Origin of the sequence: Nonomuraea sp. NPDC049129 (assembly GCF_040648495.1) — a bacterium.
Classification (GTDB): Bacteria; Actinomycetota; Actinomycetes; order Streptosporangiales; family Streptosporangiaceae; genus Nonomuraea.
On the sequence record NZ_JBEZDU010000009.1, the window covers coordinates 205,770 to 226,614 of the forward strand.

Consider the following 20,845-nt stretch of genomic DNA (forward strand, 5'->3'; position numbering starts at 1 on the left):
GGATACTGAGGGAATGGCACGTGACGGCAGGCCGACAGAGATCTTCGTCAGCTACTCCCCAGCCGACACGGCTTGGGCGACCTGGATCGCCTGGGAGTTGGAGGCGGCGGGCTACCGGACCATGATCCAGGCGTGGGATTTCGTGCCTGGCACGAACTTCATCGACTTCATGGACCGCGGCGTCAGCGAGGCGCAGGTGGTGGTGGCCGTGCTCTCGCGCAACTACCTGACCTCGCGCTACGGCCGCATGGAGTGGCAGGCCGCGCTCCGCGCCGACCCCGACAACCCGTCCAACAAGCTGATCACGATCCGGCTCGAGGACGTACGTCTCGAAGGGCTGCTGTCCACGATCACCTGGGTGGACCTGCTCGGCGTCACCGATTCAGGACAGGCCAGGGCGCTGCTGCTGGGCCGGGTCAGGGAGGCCATGGCGGGCCGGGCCAAGCCGGAGGCGGCGCCCGTCTTCCCGACGGGCGCGGGTCTGCCGCTGCCCGCGCCGACCCTGCCGCCGCCGGGTGAGCGCTCGCGGGCCCGGCGCACCCCGGTGTCGGCGCCGAAGTTCCCGCCGTCGGCCACCGCCGACCACGGCCGCGAGTCGCTGACCGTGCTGCACATCGGCGGCCCCCGGTTCGGCCGGGCGTTGCCGGATCCGGGCGAGCCGTTCACGCCCGAGGACATGCAGGCGCGGATCTGGGCGGATCTCACCGAGATGTACGACAGGGGCATGCCGCGCCCCGATCTCATGGTGGTCACCGGCGACCTGACCGAGTCGGGCAGCCTTGGGCAGTTCGGCCAGGCGACCCGCTTCATCACCGACCTGCGGCTGCTGGTCGGCCTGGAGCCGCACCGGCTGGTGATCGTGCCGGGCCCGCGCGACGTCACCAAGGCCGCGGCCAGCGCCTACTTCCTCACCTGCGAGGCCGACGACGTCTCCCCGCAGCCGCCCTACTGGCCGAAGTGGCGGCATTTCGCGGGCCTGTTCGGCGAGGTGTACCAAGGGCTGGACGACCGGGTGTTCGACGGCGGCCAGCCGTGGACGCTGTTCGAGGTGCCCGACCTGAAGGTGGTCGTCGCCGGGCTCAACTCGACGATGGCCATGAGCCACCTCGAACGCGACGCCTATCCCCTGCTCGGCGAGGGGCAGGCCGCCTGGTTCGCCGAGCGGCTGCGCCCCTACGAGGAGAGCGCCTGGCTGCGGCTCGGCGCGATCGGGCACCCGCCGTCCACGCTGCGCGACGCGCCGACCTACGACCGGATCCTCGCCCGGCGGCTCAACCTGCTCTTCCAGGGCGCGGGAGAGGCCGGTGAGGCCGCCGTCGCCGCGCCGCGCTCCGGGCACCACCAGGTCGTCGAGATCACCGCCGGCGGCCTGCGTACCTGGCTGCCCGGCGCCGACCGTCCCGAGCGCGTCTCCCACAGCTGGCGGGCCGCCCAGGCCACCTTCACCGGGGAGGCGCCGGCCGCCCGCGCCCCCGAGCCCGCGCCGGTCGAGCGCGAGCCGGGCCCGGTGGACCTGCTGCTCGATCGGATCACCGAGGTCTGCGAGGCCCGGCACGAGCGGGCCAGGATCCGCCGGTTCACCGCCCACCTGGTCGTCACGCATCCCGAGGACGGGTTCGTCCGGCAGACGATGATCGGTGCGCACGTGGGCGAGCTGACCGCCGCCGAAGCCGATGATTTCGTCCGGCAGGCGCACGCCGCCGACCTCGCCGCCGAGCTCGTCTACCAGGGGCGGCCCCCGGCCAGGTCGCTGCGCGACGAGCTCATGCGCAGAGGCGTGCGGCTGCGCAGCTTCACCGAGTTCCAGGGCCTGCTGGACCTGTCGGGTTATGTCGCCGAGCAGACGGCCCGGCTCACCAACGACCGCCGCTACCCGCCCAGCCTGTACGTCCCCCAGCGCTACCGCGAGCTCGACCGTCCCGGACACCAGGTCAGGGAGGGCCTGACCGACGAGCTGATGCGGCTGCTGGCCGCCGACCACGGCCGGTTCCTGCTGCTGCTGGGCGACTTCGGCCACGGCAAGACGTTCGCGCTGCGCGAGCTGGCCAGGCGCATCCCGGCCGAGCTGCCGCACCTGACGCCGATCCTGATCGAGCTGCGGGCGCTGGACAAGGCGCACTCCGTGGACGCGCTGGTCGCCGCCCATCTGGCCGGCCACGGCGAGGAGTTCATCGACCTCAAGGCGTTCCGTTACCTGCTGCGGCAGGGGCGGATCGTGCTGCTGTTCGACGGGTTCGACGAGCTCGTCACCCGGCTCACCTATGACCGGGCGGCCGATCACCTGTCGACGTTACTCGCCGCGGCCGAGGACAAGGCGAAGATCGTGGTCGCCAGCCGTACCCAGCACTTCAAGTCGCACTCGCAGGTGCTCACCTCGCTCGGCGAGATGGTCGGCGTGCTGCCGCAGCGGCGGGTGCTCAGCGTCGAGGACTTCACGCACGACCAGATCCGCGCCTACCTGGCCAACCGCTTCGACGACGGCGACGCGGCGGCGGCGCGCATGTCGCTGATGGAGAGCATCACGGACCTGCTCGACCTGGCCCAGAACCCGCGGATGCTGAGCTTCATCGCCGACCTCGACGCCGACCGGCTGCGTACGGTGGCCGGCGCCCGCCACACGATCAGCCCGGCGCTGCTGTATGAGGAGATCCTCGGCTCGTGGCTGGCCTTCGAGGAGCGGCGGGCCAGGGTGCCGGGGTCGCCGACTCCCCTGACCACCGACGAGCTGTGGCAGGTCGTGACGGGGCTCGCGCTGCGGCTGTGGGACTCGGGCGAGTCGCTGCTGGGCGTCGACGAGCTGACCGAGTACGCCGAGACGCTGACCGGCCTGGCCGGCGGGCAGCTGTCCGCCGAGCACGCCGCCCACGCGGTGGGCTCGGGGAGCCTGCTGGTACGCACCGAGGAGGGCATGTTCGGGTTCATCCACTCCTCGGTCATGGAGTGGCTGATCGCCCGGCACATCGCCGCCACGATCGAGGCGCCGGTGTGGCTGTCGCGCCGGCCGCTGTCGGCGCTGACCGTCGAGTTCCTGTGCGACCTGGCCGACGTACGGGCGCTGCGGGCGTGGGTGGCCGACCCGCCCGCCGACGACGTGTCGCGGGCGAACGCGGTCAAGATCTCGGCACGGCTGCGCACCCCCGCCAAGGCCGACCTGCGGGGCGCGAACCTCAAGGGCGAGGACCTGTCGGCCAGGGACCTGCAGGAGGTCGACCTGACCGGGGCCGACCTGACCGACGCCACGCTCGTCGGCACGAACCTGTCCCGAGCCGTCCTGCGCGACGCCAAGCTGGCCGGGGCCCGGCTCGACGGCGCCAAGCTGGCGGGCGCCGACCTGACCGGGGCCGACCTGTCGGGCGCGCGACTGGCCCACACGGACCTGAGCGATATCTCCGCCGAGGGCGCCCGGTGGCACCGGGCCACGCTGATCAACGTGACGGGCACGCTGCCGGACCTGCCGGGCGCCTCCGTGGTGCCGGGCCAGCCGGTGGAGATCCAGCTCGCGCCCGCCGCGATCGGCGTGCCGTATGGCTATCACTTCCAGACCAGCCGGCTCCCGGAGCCCATCGCGTACTCCCCCGACGGGTCCACGCTCGCCGTCGGCCACGAGGACGGCGGCGTGCTGCTGTGCGTGGCCGGCGCGCCCGTGCGGACGCTGCAGGGGCACGCGGGTCGTGTGTACGCGGTCTCGTTCGCCGGGGGCCTGCTGGCCACCGGCGCGAGCGACGGCCTGGTCGTGCTCTGGGACGCCCTCACCGGCGCGCACCTGCGCGAGCTGCGCGGCCATGCCGACGGGGTCTGGCCCGTTCGCCTCAACCCGTCGGGCGAGCTCGTCGCGGCGGGCGGCGGCGACGGCGTCATCCGCGTCTGGGACACCGCCACCGGCCGCCTCGTCCACGAGCTCGCGGGCCACCAGGCACCCGTTTACACGGTGTCGTTCGGCGACTCGGTGCTGGTCAGCGGCGACTCGGCAGGCGTGGTACGCCTCTGGGACCTGGCGTCCGGACAGGTGACGGGCACGCTCGACGGCCACCGCGGCTCGGTCTACCGTGCGGTCCACAGCCCGGACGGGTCGCTGCTGGCCACGGGCGACGAGGCGGGGACGGTACGCCTGTGGGACGCGGCCTCATGGGCTCTGCGGCACGAGCTGAAGGGCCATTCCGGCAGCGTCTACTGCCTGACCTTCGCGTCCGACGGCTCCCTGCTGGCCAGCGGCGACACAGCCGGGGCCGTACGCCTGTGGGACCCGGCCGGTCAGGCCCACGGCGTCCACACCAGCCACACCGGGTCCGTCTACCAGGTGGTCTTCTCCCCCGACGGCCGCACGCTGGCCAGCGGCGACTCCAACGGCGTCGTCCGGCTGCAGGAGGTGGGCGGCGGCCGGCGGGTCGAGCTGACCGGGCATCGCAGCTCGGTCTGGCCGTTCGTGTTCCGGCCCGACGGCGAGCAGCTGGCCACCAGCAGCAACGACGGGACGGTACGCCTCTGGGATCCGGCCAGCGGCCAGTGCCAGCGGGTGCTGCGCGGCCACGGCAGGCGGATCTCCTCGGTCAGGTTCAGCGCCGACGGCTCGATGCTGGCCACCAGCGGCAACGACGGCGTCGTCCGCATCTGGGAGCCGCGCACGGGCCGCCGCCTGCGCGAGGTCGCCGGCACCGCCGACCGGCTCATCTCGGCCCTGTTCTCACCTGCCGGGCCGGTCCTGGCCACCTCCAGCAACGACGGCGGCGTACATTTCTGGAACGCCGTCACCGGCGACTACGAGCGCGAGCTCAACGCCGAGACCGACCATGTGTGGGCCGAGGCGTTCAGCCCCGACGGCACGCTGCTGGCCACGGCCAACGACGACGACAGCGTACGCATCTGGTATCGGCCGACCAGCCGCCTGGCGAGCAACCTGGCCGACCACCGGGGCCGCGTCCGCTCGATCGCCTTCAGCCCCGACGGCCGTTACGTGGCCACAGGCTGCGACGACCGGCTCGTACGCATCTGGCACGTCGAGTCCGGGGGCCGGATCGCTACGTTGGAAGGCCATACCGACCGGGTCTACTCGGTCGTGTTCTCGCCCTCGGGCAAGCACCTGGCCAGCGCCGGCAACGACGGCCTCGCCATGATCTGGGAGCTGCGGCCCGGCCAGCCCTGGCAGCCGCGCCTGCGGCACACGCTCGACCGGCACGCCGGGCGGCTGTGGAGCGTCGCGTTCGACGCCACGGGCGAGCGGCTGGCGACCGGCGGCGACGACCTCATGGTCCGTGTCTGGGATACGGCGACGGGGCGGCCGCTGCACACGCTGGCGGGACACGCGCGGCGGGTGTGGTCGGTGGCGTTCAGCCCTTCGGCGGACCTGCTGGCCAGTGCCGGGGACGACGGGGTGGTGATCCTCTGGGCGGGGACGGAGCGGCGGGCCACCCTGCTGGGCCTGCCGGAGGGGTGGGCGGCGCTGTCCCCCGACGGCCGGTACAAGATCCAGGGGGAGGTTTCCGGGCAATTCTGGCACGTCATCGGGATGTCGCGGTTCGAGCTGGGTGAGCTGGACCCGTATCTGCCCGGGGTCCGTCAGGTGCCGCTCGACTCCCCGTTCTGAGCGCTCCTCCTGACTCGCTGGAAACCCGACCGGCCGGTGTCCGGCCGAAGGCGGTCAGCAGGTCCGGCCGAAGGCCGACAGCCGCAAGCCGGTCAGCCGCGGCCGGCTCGGGCCAGCAGGTCGTCCCAGACCTGGGCGACCCTGGCCTCCAGGTCGTCCAGGTCGCCCTCGTTGTCGATCACGATGTCGGCGATCGCCAGCCGGTCCTGGCGGGTCGCCTGCGCCGCGATGCGGGCCTTGGCGTCGTGCTCCGGCATGCCGCGGTGCTCGGCCAGGCGGGCGATGCGCACCTCGTCGGCGGCGTCCACGACGATCACCACGTCGTACATCGGCGCCAGCCGGTTCTCCGCGAGCAGCGGCACGTCGTAGACCATGATCGCGTCGTCGGCCGTCTGCCTCTGCAGGTCGGCGACCCGCTCCCCCACCAGCGGATGCACGATGCCGTTGAGCGTCGCCAGCTTGTCGGGGTCGGCGAAGACGATGGCCCCCAGCTTCTCCCGGTTGAGTGAGCCGTCAGGGTGCAGCACCTCGTCGCCGAACACGGCCACCACGCGAGCCAGGCCCGGAGTGCCGGGCTCCACCACCTCGCGGGCGATCTTGTCGGCGTCGATCACGACGGCGCCCCGCGCCGCGAGGCGCTTGGAGACCTCGCTCTTGCCCGATCCGATGCCGCCGGTGAGGCCGATTTTCAGCACGCGGAAAGCCTAGCCGTGATCGGGAATCAGCGGCGCATGTGGACCAAGGTGAGATGGTCGTCCATGCGCTCCCTGTGGGTCTCGCGGTAGCCCAGGCTGCGGTAGAGGCGCAGGTTGCCGTCGGACAGGTGGCCGGTGAACAGGTCGAAGGCCGTCGCCTCCGGCATCCGCTCGTGCAGCGTCCGTATCAGCGCCCGGCCCAGGCCCTGACGCTGCCGGTCGGGGGCCACCACCAGGCGGCCGACCAGGCAGGTGGTGCCGGCCAGCTGGCCGCGTACGGCTCCCACGATCCGGCCGGCGTCGGTGGCCTTGAGCACGAGGCCGGTCTCGATGGCCTTGCGGACCTGCTCCACGGACTCCAGGAGCGGCGGCAGGAAGGGGTCGCCGTACAGCTGCGCCTCGGTGACGTACGCGGCCCGCTGCAGGGTGAGGATCTCACCGGCGTCCTCCGGCAGCGCACGCTCGATTTCCACGCGAGCACCTTACTGCAGCCTCACCCCAGCGGGACCTACCGCGCCCCACTCAGAGCTCCCTCCAGAAGCTCCTACCGAGCCCCTTCCAGAAGCCGCTACCGCGCCCCTTCCAGAGCTCCTTCCGGTGTCCCTCCCAGCCGCCCGTCCACTCGCCCTTCCAGGGTTTCGAAGAAGGTGCGGATGCTCCGTACCAGCGGCTCAGGCGAGTTCATCGCCACCATGTGGCTGTCGCCGTGCTCGCCCGCCCAGTGGACCACCCGATTCCCGCGCTCGGCGATGCGCCGCAGCAGCGGAGAGCCGCCGTGCGACACCCCGCTCGGCACCACGGTCTGGTTGATCGGCATGCCCGCCGCCGCCTCGTAGTACGTCCACGAGGACGAGCCGCCGGTCGCGGTCAGCCAGTAGAGGCTCGCGTTCGTGAGCACCAGGTCACGGTCGATGGGCTCGGCGGCCTCCTCATCGGGCCAGCCGTCGAACTCCTTGAACCGCTCCACCAGGTAGGCCAGCTGCGCCACCGGCGAGTCGGTGAAGCCGAAGCTCAGCGTCTGCGGCCGGTTGGCGAGGTACGGGCCGTAGCCGCTGCCTCCGGCGAACCGCTGGGTCAGGTCCGCGAGCTCGGCCAGCTCCGCCTCGGTGGCGTCGGCGAGCTCGGCCGGGTCGCCAGTGGGGATGCCGAGTCCGGCGGTGATGTGCGAGCCGATCACGTGATCGCTGTCGATGGCCGCCAGTTGTGGGGTGACCAGGGCACCGGCGTCGTTGCCGTGGGCGCCGTACCGCTCGTACCCGAGCCGTTCCATCAGCTCGGCCCAGGTCCGCGCCACCCGTACGATGCTCCAGGGCCGCTCGTCGGCGGGCTCGGGGAACGGCGAGAAGCCGAAGCCGGGCAGCGAGGGGGCCACCACGTGGAAGGCCGTGGCCGGGTCGAGGCCGTGGGCGCGCGGGTCGGTGAGCGGGCCGATGACGTTCAGGAATTCGGCGACGGTGTTCGGCCAGCTGTGCGTGAGGATCAGCGGCAGCGCGCCGGGCTCCGGCGAGCGTACGTGCAGGAAGTGCACGCGCTGCCCGTCGATGTCCGTGGTGAACTGCGGGAAGGCGTTGAGCTTGGCCTCCTGCGCCCGCCAGTCGAACCCGTCGGCCCAGTACGCGGCCAGCTCACGCAGGTAGCCGACCGGGACGCCCCGGCTCCAGCCGCCGCCGGGCAGGGTCCGCGGCCAGCGGGTACGGATGAGCCGGTCCTTCAGGTCGTCAAGGTCGGCTTGCGGAATGGTGATGCGGAAGGGTTCGATCATGCGGCAACCCTAGGAAGCATCGCGGAAAGCGACGTTCCGCATTAACCCAAAAGAAAAACCCCGCACCGGATGGTGCGGGGTCTTTCTCTGTCAGCTAGTCAACCAGGTCAGCTCTGGCCGCCCGCGAGCTTCTCGCGCAGAGCCGCGAGAGCCTCGTCGGAGGCGAGGGCGCCGGCCGCCGGAGCGGACGAGCCCGAGCTGCTGGCCGGAGCCGCGGTCTCACCGGTGTAGGACGAGGGAGCGGCTTCGCCCGCCTCGGCCTCCGCCTTGCGAGCCTCTTCGATCTGCTTCTTGTGCGCCTCGAAGCGGGTCTGGGCCTCGGCGTACTGCCGCTCCCACTCCTCGCGCTGCTTGTCGAAGCCCTCGAGCCACTCACCGGTCTCCGAGTCGAAGCCCTCGGGGTAGATGTAGTTGCCCTGGTCGTCGTAGGTCGCCGCCATGCCGTAGAGCGTCGGGTCGAACTCGACCTCGGCGCCACTGACACCCTCGTTGGCCTGCTTCAGCGACAGGCTGATGCGACGCCGGTCGAGGTCGATGTCGATGATCTTGACGAAGATCTCGTCGCCGACCTGGACGACCTGCTCCGGGATCTCCACGTGGCGCTCGGCCAGCTCGGAGATGTGGACCAGGCCCTCGATGCCCTCCTCGACCCGGACGAACGCGCCGAACGGCACCAGCTTGGTGACGCGACCCGGCACGACCTGGCCGATCTGGTGGGTGCGGGCGAACTGCTGCCACGGGTCTTCCTGAGTGGCCTTGAGCGACAGGGAGACGCGCTCGCGCTCCATGTCGACATCGAGGACCTCGACCGTGACCTCCTGGCCGACCTCGACAACCTCGGAGGGGTGGTCGATGTGCTTCCAGGACAGCTCGGACACGTGGACCAGGCCGTCGACGCCGCCGAGATCCACGAACGCACCGAAGTTGACGATCGAGGAGACGACGCCCTTGCGGACCTGCCCCTTCTGGAGGGTGTTGAGGAACGTCTGGCGAACCTCGGACTGCGTCTGCTCGAGCCAGGCGCGGCGGGACAGGACCACGTTGTTGCGGTTCTTGTCCAGCTCGATGATCTTCGCCTCGAGCTCGCGGCCGACGTACGGCTGCAGGTCGCGGACACGGCGCATCTCGACCAGGGACGCCGGCAGGAAGCCACGGAGGCCGATGTCGAGGATGAGTCCACCCTTGACGACCTCGATGACGGTGCCGGTGACGATGCCGTCCTCGTCCTTGATCTTTTCGATCGTGCCCCAGGCGCGCTCGTACTGAGCGCGCTTCTTGGACAGGATCAGGCGGCCCTCTTTGTCCTCCTTCTGGAGAACCAGGGCTTCGACGTGTTCGCCGACCTCCACGACGTCCGCTGGGTCGACATCGTGCTTGATCGAAAGCTCACGCGAGGGGATGACACCCTCGGTCTTGTAGCCGATATCGAGAAGGACCTCGTCTCGATCGACCTTGACGACGGTGCCCTCGACGATGTCGCCGTCGTTGAAGTACTTGATGGTCTCGTCGATCGCTGCGAGGAAGGCTTCCTCGGACCCGATGTCGTTGACCGCTACCTGCGGGGTGCTCGAGGTGGCCTCAGTGCTGGACGTCATGTGTGGAATTGCTCCGAACGCGGACAGGATGTCGATGTGGCGGACGCGCGGCAGGCCCTCTTCCGCATCAAGCCGAGGAAATAACGACATCGACGTGACCGAGCGCGAGCCCGCTCCGTCTGAGGCGCGCGCGAGCCCACAGCGCAGCGATCAGCATATGAGACGTTGAGCGTGGGGTCAATCCAACCGGCCCCGCACTGGTCAGTAAACGATCAGCTGATCTTTCCGCTTCGGGGTGATATTACCCTGAAGACGCTGCGGGATGGAGATCTTCGTGGGATCCCCGTCGGAGACGTAGCGGTCCCCAGGGTGCTTGTTCAGCCACTCCAGCCAGTACTGCGAGCACCATTTGCGGCATTCGCCCTTTTTGCCGTTGCTTTGGATGCGCTGGATGGCCACGGGGTCGAATTTTTTCGCAAAGGGCGAAAGCGACGGCTCGGCCCCGGCCAGGAAGACCCCGGCGAAGTCGTAGGACGTGCCGTCCCACTCACCGTGCCGGGCGATCTTCTTCGGGTGCGGCATCGCCCCGAACGGCAGGGCCATGGTGACGGCCGGCCCGGCGCCGAGCTTCTTCAGCAGCCGTTCGAGCCGGACGATCTGCTCCTTGACCTTCTTCTTCCGCATGGCGGCCAGATTGGGGTGGGACCAGGTGTGGTTGGCCACCTCGAACCCGTGCTCGACCAGCCACCGCACGGCCGCCGCCTGCTGGTCGGGCTGCCGCAGCCCGAACGGGTCGTGGTTGATCCACAGCGTGGCGACCGGCCGGAACTCGGGATAGCGCCGGGCCACGTCGAGGAGCACCCCGACCGCGGTGTCCGGCGCGGGGTTGCCGCTCGCGTCGAGCCTGAAGTGACTCTCGTGCCCGTCGTCGAAGGTCAGCACCACGGGGAACCGGCCGGCGGGCACCCGGATGTCACCGGTGGCGAACTCCTTGGCGGTGATCGGCGCGTAGCCCTGCTTGGCCAGCTTCTCCAGCTCTTTGCGCAGCTGGTCGGGCGTGCGGTCGATGGAGGCGATCCGCTTCTTGAGTATCCGGTGGTACATCAGCACCGGCACCAGCCCGAGCTCGTTGGCCTTGACCTGCTTGGCGAACTCCGGCGTGGACACCACCCCGGGCGGCTCGGCGAACGTCGGCACGGGCTCGGCGGGGGTGGGCTGCGCGGACTGCTCGATCTTGGCCACCGCCGGCGGCCCGGGCACGGACCGGCCGGAGGAGGACTGCAGCATCAGCCCGATGACCGCCGCTGACACGACTATGACGTTCGCGAGGGCGATTAACCGGGGGAAGGACGCTGACGATCGCACAAGGCTCCCGTGCCACTCGGGGGAAATTACCCTCAGGGTAGTCCAGAACCCCGTACTGGCCGCTGTTCGCGACCCGCCGGATCACCCTGCTTCACGGCGTGGGACCGCCGCCGCTCAGCGCCGGACGGTCCCACCGGACAAAGATCGACTTGCCCCACCGTACGGGGATAAACGTCCGGTACGACGAGACCGTCCACGCGGCCCCTCACGCTCACCGTCACGAGCGCCAGGGGCCCGGTCAGCCGGATCGGCCTCGCGAGCCCCCACACTCGTCGTCACGAGCATCGGCGGCCGGTCAGTGGCCCGCGTCCTCCCAGGTGCGGCCGACGCCCACGGAGACCTCCAGCGGGACCCGCAGGTGGTAGGCGGCGTTCATCTGGTCGCACACGAGGGCGCGGAGCCGGTCGAGCTCGCCGGGGGCCACCTCGAACACCAGCTCGTCGTGGACCTGCAGCAGCATCCGCGAGCCCAGCCCTTCCTCCCTCATCGCCTGGGAGACGTTGAGCATGGCCACCTTGATGATGTCGGCCGCCGAGCCCTGGATGGGCGCGTTGAGCGCCATGCGCTCGGCCATCTCGCGGCGCTGCCGGTTGTCGCTGGTCAGGTCGGGCAGGTAGCGGCGGCGGCCCATGATGGTCTCGGTGTAGCCGTCGGTGCGCGCCTGCTGGACGATGGCCTGCAGGAAGTCGCGGACGCCGCCGAACTCCTGGAAGTATTCCTCCTTGAGCGCCCGCGCCTCGGCCACCGGGATGTTGAGCTGCCCGGACAGCCCGAAGTCGGACAGGCCGTAGGCGAGGCCGTAGTTCATCGCCTTGATGCGTGCCCGCAGCTCGCCGTCGATCTGCTCGGGCGGCAGGTCGAAGACCCGGGCCGCGGTCGCCTGGTGGAAGTCGTGGCCGGACTCGAAGGAGGCGATCAGCGCCTCGTCACCCGACAGGTGGGCCATGATGCGCAGCTCGATCTGGCTGTAGTCGGCCGTGAGCAGCGTCTCGTAGCCCGCGCCGACCACGAAGCCCTGCCGGATGCGGCGGCCCTCGGAGGTGCGGATCGGGATGTTCTGGAGATTGGGCTTTTCGGATGACAGGCGGCCCGTGGCCGCGATGATCTGGTTGAACGTGGTGTGGATCCGCCCGTCGTCGGAGACCTCCTTGATCAGGCCCTCGACGGTGGTGCGCAGCTTGGTCTGGTCGCGGTGGCGCAACATGATGACCGGCAGCTCGTGCTCGGTCTGCGTGGCGAGCCAGGCCAGCTGGTCGGCGTCGGTGCTGTAGCCGGTCTTGATCTTCTTCGTCTTGGGCAGGTTGAGCTTGGTGAACAGGATCTCCTGCAGCTGCTTGGGCGAGCCCAGGTTGAACTGCTCGCCGACGGCCGCGTGCGCCTCCTCGACCGCGTGCTTGACCGCGGCGCCGAACTCGGCCTCCAGAGCGGCGAAGTATTCGCTGTCGACGGCGATGCCCGCGCGCTCGATCTCCGCCAGCACGGTCAGCAGCGGGAGCTCCACGTCGGTCAGCAGCTGGGTGCCGCCGCGGCCGGTCAGGAAGGTCTCCAGCGCCTCGGCCAGCTCGCGCACGGCATGGGCGCGCAGCGCCAGGTCCTTGGCCGGGGCGTCCTCGTCGTCGCCGAACAGCGCGGCCTGCCCGCTGGACTCCTCCTCGGCGCGCAGGTCGCGGTTGAGGTAGCGCCGGGCCAGGTCTTCGAGGGCGAAGGTGCGCTGGCCGGGCATCGCCAGATAGGCCGCCAGGGCCGTGTCGCAGGTCAGGCCCTTGAGGCTCATGCCCTGCGACCAGAGCGCGAGGATCGGGCCCTTGGCGTCGTGGACGGCCTTGGGCCGGTCGGTGTCGGCCAGCCAGGCCCGCAGCGCGACCTCGTCGGACTCGGTGAGCTTGACCGGGTCGATGAAGGCGGCCGTGCCGTCGGGCGAGGCGATCGCGAGGGCGTCGATGCGCCCGGTGCCGCTGCCGTAGGCGCCCTTGAAGGCCAGGCCCGCCCGGCCGGCGGGCAGCGCGGACAGCCAGCCCGCGACCCGGTCGGGGCCGAGGATGATGGTCTCCACCTCGAAGCCCTGGTCGGGCTCCTGCTCGCCGGTGCCGAGCACCTTGAAGACGCGCTCGCGCAGCTCGCCGCGGATCTGCAGCGTGTCGAAGAGCTTGTTGACCTCTTCGCGCTCCCAGACGCCCTGCTTGAGCTCGCCCAGCTCGACCTCCATCGGGACGTCGCGGAGCAGCTCGGTGAGCCGGCGGTTCATCAGCACCTGGGCGACGTGCTCGCGCAGCTTGTCGCCGACCTTGCCCTTGACCTCGTCGACCCGGTCGACCAGCGCGGTCAGCGAGCCGAACTCGCGCACCCACTTGGCGGCGGTCTTCTCGCCGACGCTGGGGATGCTGAGCAGGTTGTCGCTGGGGTCGCCGCGCAGCGCCGCGAAGTCAGGGTATTGGACCGGGGTCAGGCCGTATTTCTCCTCGACGGCCTCGGGGGTGAACCTGGTCATGTCGCTGATGCCACGGCGGGTCATCAGGACCGTGACGTGCTCGTCGACCAGCTGGAGCGCGTCGCGGTCGCCGGTGACGATCAGCACGTTCATGCCCTCGGCGCTGGCCCGGGTGGCGAGCGTGGCGATGAGGTCGTCGGCCTCGAACCCGGCCTTGGACATGCGCGGGACGCGCAGCGTGTCGAGGAGCTCGTAGATGAGCTGCATCTGGCCCCGGAAGTCTTCGGGGGTCTCGCTCCTGTTGGCCTTGTAGTCGGCGTACTCCTCGTGCCGGAACGTCGGCTCCGACCGGTCGAACGCGACGGCCACGTGCGACGGCTGCTCGTCGCGCAGGATGTTGGTCAGCATCGAGGTGAACCCGTAGACCGCCTCGGTGTGCTGACCGTCGGTGGTCATGAGGTTGGCGTCCTTGAGCGCGTAGAACGCGCGATAGGCCAGGGAATGCCCGTCGAGCAGCAACAGGCACGGGCGGCTGGGGGTCACTTCACTCTTCGGCACACAAGCAGCCTAGTCTCCATCTCCGACAGAAAACCTGAGCTCGGAAGACTGGAGGACTCCCCTTGACGCGGATCGACCCGGTGGATTTCCAGACGTTGAACGCCGTCCACGAAGGCACGCTCCCCGACCGGATGGGCATCGAGTTCGTCGAGGCCAGCGCGGAGCGGGTCGTGGGCCGGATGCCGGTCGCGGGCAACACCCAGCCGTACGGCCTGCTGCACGGCGGCGCGTCCGTCGTGCTCGCCGAGACGCTGGGGTCGACCGGCGCGGCCATCCACGCGGGAGCGGACCGCATCGCCGTCGGCATCGAGATCAACGCCACCCACCACCGCTCGGCCACCTCCGGCTTCGTCACCGGCGTGGCGACCCGGCTGCACGGCGGCCGCTCGCTGGCCACGTACGAGATCGAGATCACCGACGAGCAGGGGCGGCGCGTGTGCACCTCCCGGCTGACCTGCATGTTGCGCGATCGCTGACCCGCGTGCCATGCGCGTGACACACGTGCCGTGCGATCGACGACGTACACGCGGCATGATCGGCGACCCCCGGGCTGCGTGATCACTGAACGCCACGCGACTTTCCGGCTCTCTTTGCACACGAGCCCCGTGGGTCGCTACGGTTGTCCGAGCGGAGCCCGCGGGGAGGCCGAGTAGATAACGTGTGAGGCCGGGGAAGCCCTACATGGTCCCAAAGGTCCTCTTCCGCGGGCTCGTTCACGTTCTGCAGCGATGGTTATGCATTAGCGCCCCTGAAGCGCCAGGCGTCTAGCGGCATTTAGCCCCTGACCTGCCGTCTTGGTTCCTCACGCGAGCGACACGCACGTGTCACTAATTGGTGACGAACGATACTGAACCGGGCGCGACCAGAATAAGCTCCCGCCACAGCATCCAGTTTTGTTGTGCCTGCGATGCCCACGTGTCGAGATGGAGGGGCACAACCCCGCCTTGACCTATTTGAGGGAGCACCATTGCGCAGAGCCGTGATCGCGTTCACGGCCTTCCTGGGTGGACTCATCTTCCTGCTCGCGGTCCCCGCCCAGGCGGCGGCCCCCGATCAGGGTTTGAAGGGAACACTCAAACTCCAAGGCCAACCAGTGAACGGCGTGAAAATCGTCGTGACCACCGAAGGCGGACAACCCGTCAAGGAGGTCACAAGCAACGCCCAGGGCGCGTGGGAGGTCCCGGTCGACAAACCGGGCAAGTACAAGGTCACGCTGGATGTCAAGACGCTTCCTGCCAACGCGGCGATCCGGGGCGGCAACGCCGTCCGCACCCCGACCGTCTTTTCCGGCAACATGTCCACCGTCTTGTTCGCCTTGCAGCCCAAGGGTGCGGCGGGTCAACCGGCCCCGGACGAGGGCGCCGAGACCAGCCCCTTCTTGGACCAGGCGGCACAGCTCACCTTCGAGGGCCTGAACCTCGGCCTGATCATCGCGCTGGCCGCGCTCGGCCTCTCGCTGATCTACGGCACCACGGGCCTGACCAACTTCGCCCACGGTGAGCTCGTCACGATGGGCGCGCTGCTCGCCTACCTGTTCAACGTGGGCTTCGGCCTGCATCTGATCCCCGCGGCCGTGATCGCGGTGATCGCGGGAGGCGCGCTCGGCTACCTTCAGGACCGCTTCTTCTGGGGGCAGCTGCGCAGGCGCGGCACCGGCACCATCGCCATGATGATCATCTCGATCGGCGTGGCGCTCTTCCTGCGCTATGTCTTCCTGATCCTGTTCGGCGGGCAGAACGAGTCGTTCGCCCAATACACCGCGCAGCCGGGCATCGAGATCGGCCCGATCTCCGCGGCTCCGAAGAACTTCGTCGCGATGGGCATCGAGCTGGTCGTCCTCATCATCGTCGGCATGGCGCTGCTGCGCACCCGCACCGGCAAGGCGGCCCGCGCGGTCGCCGACAACCCGGCGCTGGCCGCCTCCTCGGGCATCAACGTCGACCGGGTCATCCGCATCATCTGGACCACGGGCGGCGCCATCGCCGCGCTGGCCGGCATCATGCTCGGCCTGTCGCAAAACCTGAAATACACCATGGGCCAGGACATCCTGCTGCTCATCTTCGCCGGTGTGACGCTCGGCGGGCTCGGCACCGCGTTCGGCGCCCTGGTGGGCTCGCTCGTGGTCGGCCTGTTCATCCAGGTCTCCACGCTGTGGGTGCCGCCGGAGCTCAAGAGCGTCGGCGCGCTGGCCGTACTCATCATCGTGCTCCTCTTCCGGCCACAGGGCATCCTGGGCCGCCGAGAGCGGATCGGCTGACGGGGGGAGTCACATGGACTGGATCACGATCATCAGCACCACCGTCAAGTCCGCCATCGGCGTCGAGACGGTGCTCTACGCGCTCGCCGCGATCGGCATCAACATCCACTTCGGCTACACGGGCCTGCTCAACTTCGGGCAGGCGGCGTTCATGGGCGTCGCCGGTTACGGCCTGGCCGTCACGGTCACCGTCCTGGGTCTGCCCTTCTGGATCGGCATCGCGGTCGGCCTCATCGCCGCGGTGCTCCTGGCGCTGCTCCTGGGCGCGCCGACGCTGCGCCTGCGGGCCGACTACCTGGCCATCGTCACCATCGCGGCGGCCGAGATCGTCAGGCTCGTCTTCCGTTCGGTGGCGTTCAAGAGCGTGTTCGGCGGCTCCGACGGGCAGCGCGGCTTCTCCGACGGCTTCTACGCGCTCAACCCCTTCCCCGAGGGCGAGTACGGCATCGGCTGGTTCACCTTCAACCACCGGATCCTGTGGATCATGCTCGTCGGCTGGGTGCTGGTCGCCCTCTCCTGCGGCATCGTCTACCTGCTCATGCGCAGCCCGTGGGGCCGCGTGCTCAAGGCCATCCGCGAGGACGAGGACGCCGTACGCAGCCTCGGCAAGAACGTCTTCTCCTACAAGATGCAGTCGCTCATCCTCGGCGGCGTCATCGGCAGCCTGGGCGGCTTCGTGTACGGCCTGGCCTACGCCTCGGTGCAGCCCGACGTCTTCGGCACCGAGACCACCTTCTTCGCCTACACGATCGTGATCCTCGGTGGCGCGGCCCGCGTGCTCGGCCCCGTCGTCGGATCCATGATCTTCTGGGTGCTGCTGGTCCTGGTCAACGGTGTGCTCAGTGAAGCGGTTCAGGCGGGGTACATCCCCTTCATGACCTCGATCCAGGTCGGCCCGGTGCGCTACATCCTGGTTGGTCTCGGGTTGATCCTGTTGCTCATCTTCCGGCCACAGGGCATCTTCGGTGACAAGAGGGAGATAGCTTTCGATGTCCGCTAACCCGTCGTCCGCTGAAACAACAGCCACCACGATCTCCGAGCGCAAGGCCGCGGCTCTGGCCGCCTTCAAGGACCTGGCTCGCGATCCCGGTGTGCCCAAGCCCGACCCGATCCTCGTGGTCGACGGCGTCGTGCGCCGCTTCGGCGGTCTGACCGCCGTCGAGGTGGACCACGTCGAGATCCAGCGCGGCTCCATCACCGCCCTGATCGGCCCCAACGGCGCCGGCAAGACGACGTTCTTCAACCAGCTCACCGGCTTCGACGCCGCTGACGCCGGCAAGTGGACGTTCAACGGCAACAACATGAGCGGAGTGCCCGCCCACCGGGTGGCCCGCGCCGGCATGGTCCGTACCTTCCAGCTCACCAAGGCCCTGTCCAGGCTGACGGTGATGGAGAACATGCGGCTCGGCGCCCAGCAGCAGCGCGGCGAGAACTTCTGGCGGGCGCTGGTGCCCGGCTCCTGGCGGGCCCAGGAGGAGGCGATCACCGAGCAGGCCGAGGATCTGCTGACCAGGTTCAAGCTCGACGCCAAGCGCGAGGACTTCGCCGGATCGCTGTCCGGCGGCCAGCGCAAGTTGCTGGAGATGGCCCGCGCGCTCATGGTCAAGCCCGAGCTGGTCATGCTCGACGAGCCGATGGCGGGCGTCAACCCGGCGCTGACCCAGTCACTGCTCGGCCACGTCAAGGACCTGCGCGATCAGGGCATGACCGTGCTGTTCGTCGAACACGACATGGACATGGTCCGCGACATCAGCGACTGGGTGATCGTCATGGCCCAGGGCGCCATCATCGCCGAGGGGCCACCGGACACGATCATGTCCGACTCCCGCGTCATCGACGCCTACCTGGGCGCCCACCACGACGCGCCGCTGTCGGACAGCGAGCTCGAAGAGCAGCTGCACCAGGCGGAGGCGGCGCTGGAGGCCGAGATCGAAGAGGAGACGCAGAAGTGAACGCCGTCCCCGAGTCCGCACCGGGCTCCGAGCCCGAGTCGAAGGCGGCCGTCACCGACCGCGGCGCCCACCTGGCGGGTGCCGAGAACGCCGTGCTGCGGTGCGACGAGCTCATCGCCGGCTACCTGCCGGGCGTCAACATCCTCAACGGCTCCGACCTGTACGTCGGCGAGGGTGAGCTGATCGGCATCATCGGCCCCAACGGCGCCGGCAAGTCGACGCTGCTCAAGGCCATGTTCGGGCTCGTCAACATCCGCAGCGGCACGGTGGTGCTGAAGGGTGAGGACATCACGAACATGAAGGCGCACTCGCTGGTCTCCCGCGGGGTCGGCTACGTCCCGCAGACCAACAACGTCTTCCCCAGCCTCACCATCGAGGAGAACCTCGAGATGGGCGCCTTCCAGGTGCCCGGCAAGTTCAAGGAGCGCTTCGAGTTCGTCGCCGAGCTGTTCCCGGCGCTCAAGGAGCGGCGCAAGCAGCGGGCCGGCTCGCTGTCGGGCGGCGAGCGGCAGATGGTGGCGATGGCCAGGGCGCTCATGACCGAGCCGTCGGTGCTGCTGCTGGACGAGCCGTCGGCGGGCCTGTCGCCCATGCTGCAGGACCTGGTGTTCATCCAGGCCCAGCAGATCAACAAGGCGGGCGTGACGGTCATCATGGTCGAGCAGAACGCCCGGCGCTGCCTGCAGATCTGCCACCGCGGCTACGTGCTGGACCAGGGCCGCAACGCCTACACCGGCACCGGCCGCCAGCTGGCCAACGACCCCAAGGTGATCGAGCTGTACCTCGGCACCTTGGCCAAGGCCTAAAAGATCTCAAAACGGCGAAGGGGCTCCCCAGGGGCCCCTTCGCCGTTTTTAATGAGCGCTGTGAGACGAATTGCGACAATCGCGCTCCTGCTGCCCATCCTCGTCGCCTGTCAGAACGGCGCCGCCTCGGCCGGCAAGTACAGCACCGGCGGCGACCCCACCGACGACCCCTGCGCGCGCGTGGTCTCCGCGATCGGCTACGTCGGCCTCATGCTGAAGCCGAAGGGCCAGGAGAACACCCAGAACTTCGAGGACGCGCTGCTCGGCCGCCTCGCTGAGGCGCGCGGCATCACGCTGCAGTTCGGCCCGCGCCTGCCCGAGTCGCTGGGTACGGCCGTGCGCACGGTCGAGTCCACGACGGCGGGCCTGTCCAGGGCCGACGTTCCGCGTGAGCGGCAGGTGGCGCTGCTCGCCCAGTACCGGATCGCCGCCGACGAGATCGTGGCGGGCTGCGGCCAATAGGCCAATAGGCCAATAGGCCGATAGCCGGGGAACGGCTCGCGGCGAACAGCCCTGGAACAGCCGAAAGGCCCGATCCAGCGGACCGGGCCTTTCAGGGTGTGCGGCGTACGGACTAGCCGGCGATGTTGCCGGTGCGGTACTCGAGCGCCTTGGTCGGGTACTTGTTGTCGGCGCCGTACTCGTAGATGCCGATCGTGGCGACCGCCGGGTCACCGGCCTCGTTGAACTCGACCGGACCGCTCACGCCGTCGTAGTCGATGTCCTTGCCGGCCTTGAGCAGGTCGACGCACGACTTGAAGTTGTTGCACTTCTCGCCGCCCTTGCTGACCTCGGCCAGCTTGGCGCCGATGTCGACACCCGCGTCGCTCTTGGCGGCCTCGGCGGCCAGCGCGATCAGGTTCATGGCGTCGTAGGACTCAGGCGCGTAGCTGAAGTCCTCCAGCTTGGGGTTGACCGCCATGAGCTTGGCCTTGAAGTCATCCGGAGCGGCGGCACCGGGGATCGTGCCCTTGACGCCCTTGAGCGTGTTCTTGGGCATCTTGGCGTAGTTGGTGTTGGAGGTGTTGCCGTCCACCATGTACCACTTGTGCTTGCTGGCCGGCAGACCCTGCTTGACCAGCTCCTGGATGACCTTGGCGGTCTCCTCGAAGCCGATCAGCACGATGGCCTTGGGGGCCTTCGCCTTGATCTTCGCGACGTCGGCGGAGAAGTCGGCGGCCTTCGGGTCGTAGTCCACGCGCTCGACGACCTCGGCGCCACCGTCGGTGACGGTCTTGGCCACCTGGTCGGCCAGGCCGGTGCCGTAGGAGTCCTGCATGGCCAGGATGCCGACCGTGTCACTGCCGTCGGCGATGATCAGGTCGCCCAGCACACGGCCCTGCAGCTTGTCCGGCGGAGCCGTACGGAAGTACAGGCCGTTGTCCTTGATCGTGGTGAACTTGTCGGAGGTGTTGGCGGGCGAGAAGTGAACCACGCCGGCACCCGTGATCTTGTCGATCACCGACTCCGACACCGAGGAGGACGCGGCGCCGATGATGGCGTCGGCCTTCTGCGTGATCAGCTTGTCCACCGACTGCGAAGCGATGTTCGTGGTGGTGTCACCGGAGTCGGTGTCATATTTGGTCACCGGCTTGCCAAGCACGCCACCGGCTTCGTTGATCTCCTTGATCGCGGCGTCCACACCGGCGAACTCGGGCGGGCCGAGGAAGGCAAGCGAACCGGTCTGCGGCAGCAGCGTGCCAACAGTCAAGGTCCCGTCGCCCTTGGCAGCCGGGGCAGCCGCACTGGATGGCGCGGCCGAGGACGAGGCCGGCGCAGCGGTGTTACCGCCACCACCGCAGGCTGTCAGGGCCAGGCTCGTGGCAGCCACGACAGCCAGCGCCCGTCCCGCGGGAGCAATGCGGATCATGAAGTGTCTCCTTCATCTCCAGGCCGGGTGAGGTCA

General features: G+C 69.4%; 14 protein-coding genes. 7 read left to right on the forward strand and 7 right to left on the reverse strand.

Annotation, left to right across the window (positions count from 1 at the left end; genetic code table 11):
* Nucleotides 1–13: 13 nt before the first annotated feature.
* Nucleotides 14–5,581, forward strand: a complete 5,568-nt coding sequence (locus AB0B64_RS28730) for a TIR domain-containing protein (protein ID WP_358180963.1) — start codon at nucleotides 14–16, stop codon at nucleotides 5,579–5,581.
* A gap of 92 nt (nucleotides 5,582–5,673) precedes the next feature.
* Here AB0B64_RS28730 and coaE read toward each other — a convergent pair whose 3' ends face one another.
* From coaE to polA, 6 genes are all read right to left on the reverse strand, one after another.
* Entirely contained in the window at nucleotides 5,674–6,276 is a 603-nt protein-coding gene (coaE, locus tag AB0B64_RS28735) for a dephospho-CoA kinase (protein WP_358180966.1), read from the reverse strand.
* Between the two features lie 26 nt (nucleotides 6,277–6,302).
* Complete coding sequence (locus AB0B64_RS28740) at nucleotides 6,303–6,749, reverse strand: GNAT family N-acetyltransferase (RefSeq protein ID WP_357945601.1); 447 nt, start codon at nucleotides 6,747–6,749, stop codon at nucleotides 6,303–6,305.
* Nucleotides 6,750–6,844: 95 nt separating this feature from the next.
* Entirely contained in the window at nucleotides 6,845–8,038 is a 1,194-nt protein-coding gene (locus AB0B64_RS28745; protein WP_358180969.1) for an epoxide hydrolase family protein, read from the reverse strand.
* 107 nt (nucleotides 8,039–8,145) lie between these two features.
* The gene (gene rpsA / locus AB0B64_RS28750; RefSeq protein ID WP_225291707.1) at nucleotides 8,146–9,633 is read right to left on the reverse strand and encodes a 30S ribosomal protein S1; all 1,488 of its coding nucleotides are present in this window, start codon (nucleotides 9,631–9,633) and stop codon (nucleotides 8,146–8,148) included.
* 201 nt (nucleotides 9,634–9,834) lie between these two features.
* Nucleotides 9,835–10,884 (reverse strand): polysaccharide deacetylase family protein, encoded by a 1,050-nt coding sequence (locus tag AB0B64_RS28755; protein WP_358180972.1) that lies wholly within the window; start codon nucleotides 10,882–10,884, stop codon nucleotides 9,835–9,837.
* 349 nt (nucleotides 10,885–11,233) lie between these two features.
* Nucleotides 11,234–13,924, reverse strand: coding sequence for a DNA polymerase I (polA, locus tag AB0B64_RS28760; protein ID WP_357945592.1), 2,691 nt, complete (start codon nucleotides 13,922–13,924; stop codon nucleotides 11,234–11,236).
* A 131-nt stretch (nucleotides 13,925–14,055) separates the two neighbouring features.
* On the opposite strand from polA, the gene AB0B64_RS28765 reads away from it, so the two are divergent.
* From AB0B64_RS28765 to AB0B64_RS28790, 6 genes are all read left to right on the forward strand, one after another.
* The gene (locus AB0B64_RS28765) at nucleotides 14,056–14,400 is read left to right on the forward strand and encodes a hotdog fold thioesterase (protein ID WP_225291836.1); all 345 of its coding nucleotides are present in this window, start codon (nucleotides 14,056–14,058) and stop codon (nucleotides 14,398–14,400) included.
* Between the two features lie 491 nt (nucleotides 14,401–14,891).
* Nucleotides 14,892–16,181 (forward strand): branched-chain amino acid ABC transporter permease, encoded by a 1,290-nt coding sequence (locus AB0B64_RS28770; protein ID WP_358180975.1) that lies wholly within the window; start codon nucleotides 14,892–14,894, stop codon nucleotides 16,179–16,181.
* Between the two features lie 13 nt (nucleotides 16,182–16,194).
* The gene (locus tag AB0B64_RS28775) at nucleotides 16,195–17,181 is read left to right on the forward strand and encodes a branched-chain amino acid ABC transporter permease (protein WP_357945587.1); all 987 of its coding nucleotides are present in this window, start codon (nucleotides 16,195–16,197) and stop codon (nucleotides 17,179–17,181) included.
* Nucleotides 17,171–18,133, forward strand: coding sequence for an ABC transporter ATP-binding protein (locus tag AB0B64_RS28780; protein WP_358180978.1), 963 nt, complete (start codon nucleotides 17,171–17,173; stop codon nucleotides 18,131–18,133). The genes AB0B64_RS28775 and AB0B64_RS28780 overlap by 11 nt, the downstream gene beginning before the upstream one ends.
* Entirely contained in the window at nucleotides 18,130–18,939 is an 810-nt protein-coding gene (locus AB0B64_RS28785) for an ABC transporter ATP-binding protein (protein WP_357945581.1), read from the forward strand. Before AB0B64_RS28780 ends, AB0B64_RS28785 begins: the two co-directional genes overlap by 4 nt.
* 60 nt (nucleotides 18,940–18,999) lie before the next feature.
* Nucleotides 19,000–19,401 (forward strand): hypothetical protein, encoded by a 402-nt coding sequence (locus AB0B64_RS28790; protein ID WP_357945579.1) that lies wholly within the window; start codon nucleotides 19,000–19,002, stop codon nucleotides 19,399–19,401.
* A 112-nt stretch (nucleotides 19,402–19,513) separates the two neighbouring features.
* On the opposite strand, the gene AB0B64_RS28795 is transcribed toward AB0B64_RS28790, so the two are convergent.
* Nucleotides 19,514–20,809 (reverse strand): ABC transporter substrate-binding protein, encoded by a 1,296-nt coding sequence (locus tag AB0B64_RS28795; RefSeq protein WP_357945577.1) that lies wholly within the window; start codon nucleotides 20,807–20,809, stop codon nucleotides 19,514–19,516.
* Nucleotides 20,810–20,845: the final 36 nt, after the last annotated feature.

Coding starts and splice junctions, on each gene's coding strand:
- AB0B64_RS28745 (WP_358180969.1), bottom strand. CDS start 8,038: ATGATCGAACCCTTCCGCATCACCATTCCGCAAGCCGACCTTGACGAC.
- AB0B64_RS28795 (WP_357945577.1), bottom strand. CDS start 20,809: ATGATCCGCATTGCTCCCGCGGGACGGGCGCTGGCTGTCGTGGCTGCC.
- AB0B64_RS28730 (WP_358180963.1), top strand. CDS start 14: ATGGCACGTGACGGCAGGCCGACAGAGATCTTCGTCAGCTACTCCCCA.
- AB0B64_RS28780 (WP_358180978.1), top strand. CDS start 17,171: ATGTCCGCTAACCCGTCGTCCGCTGAAACAACAGCCACCACGATCTCC.
- AB0B64_RS28775 (WP_357945587.1), top strand. CDS start 16,195: ATGGACTGGATCACGATCATCAGCACCACCGTCAAGTCCGCCATCGGC.
- rpsA (WP_225291707.1), bottom strand. CDS start 9,633: ATGACGTCCAGCACTGAGGCCACCTCGAGCACCCCGCAGGTAGCGGTC.
- AB0B64_RS28765 (WP_225291836.1), top strand. CDS start 14,056: ATGGGCATCGAGTTCGTCGAGGCCAGCGCGGAGCGGGTCGTGGGCCGG.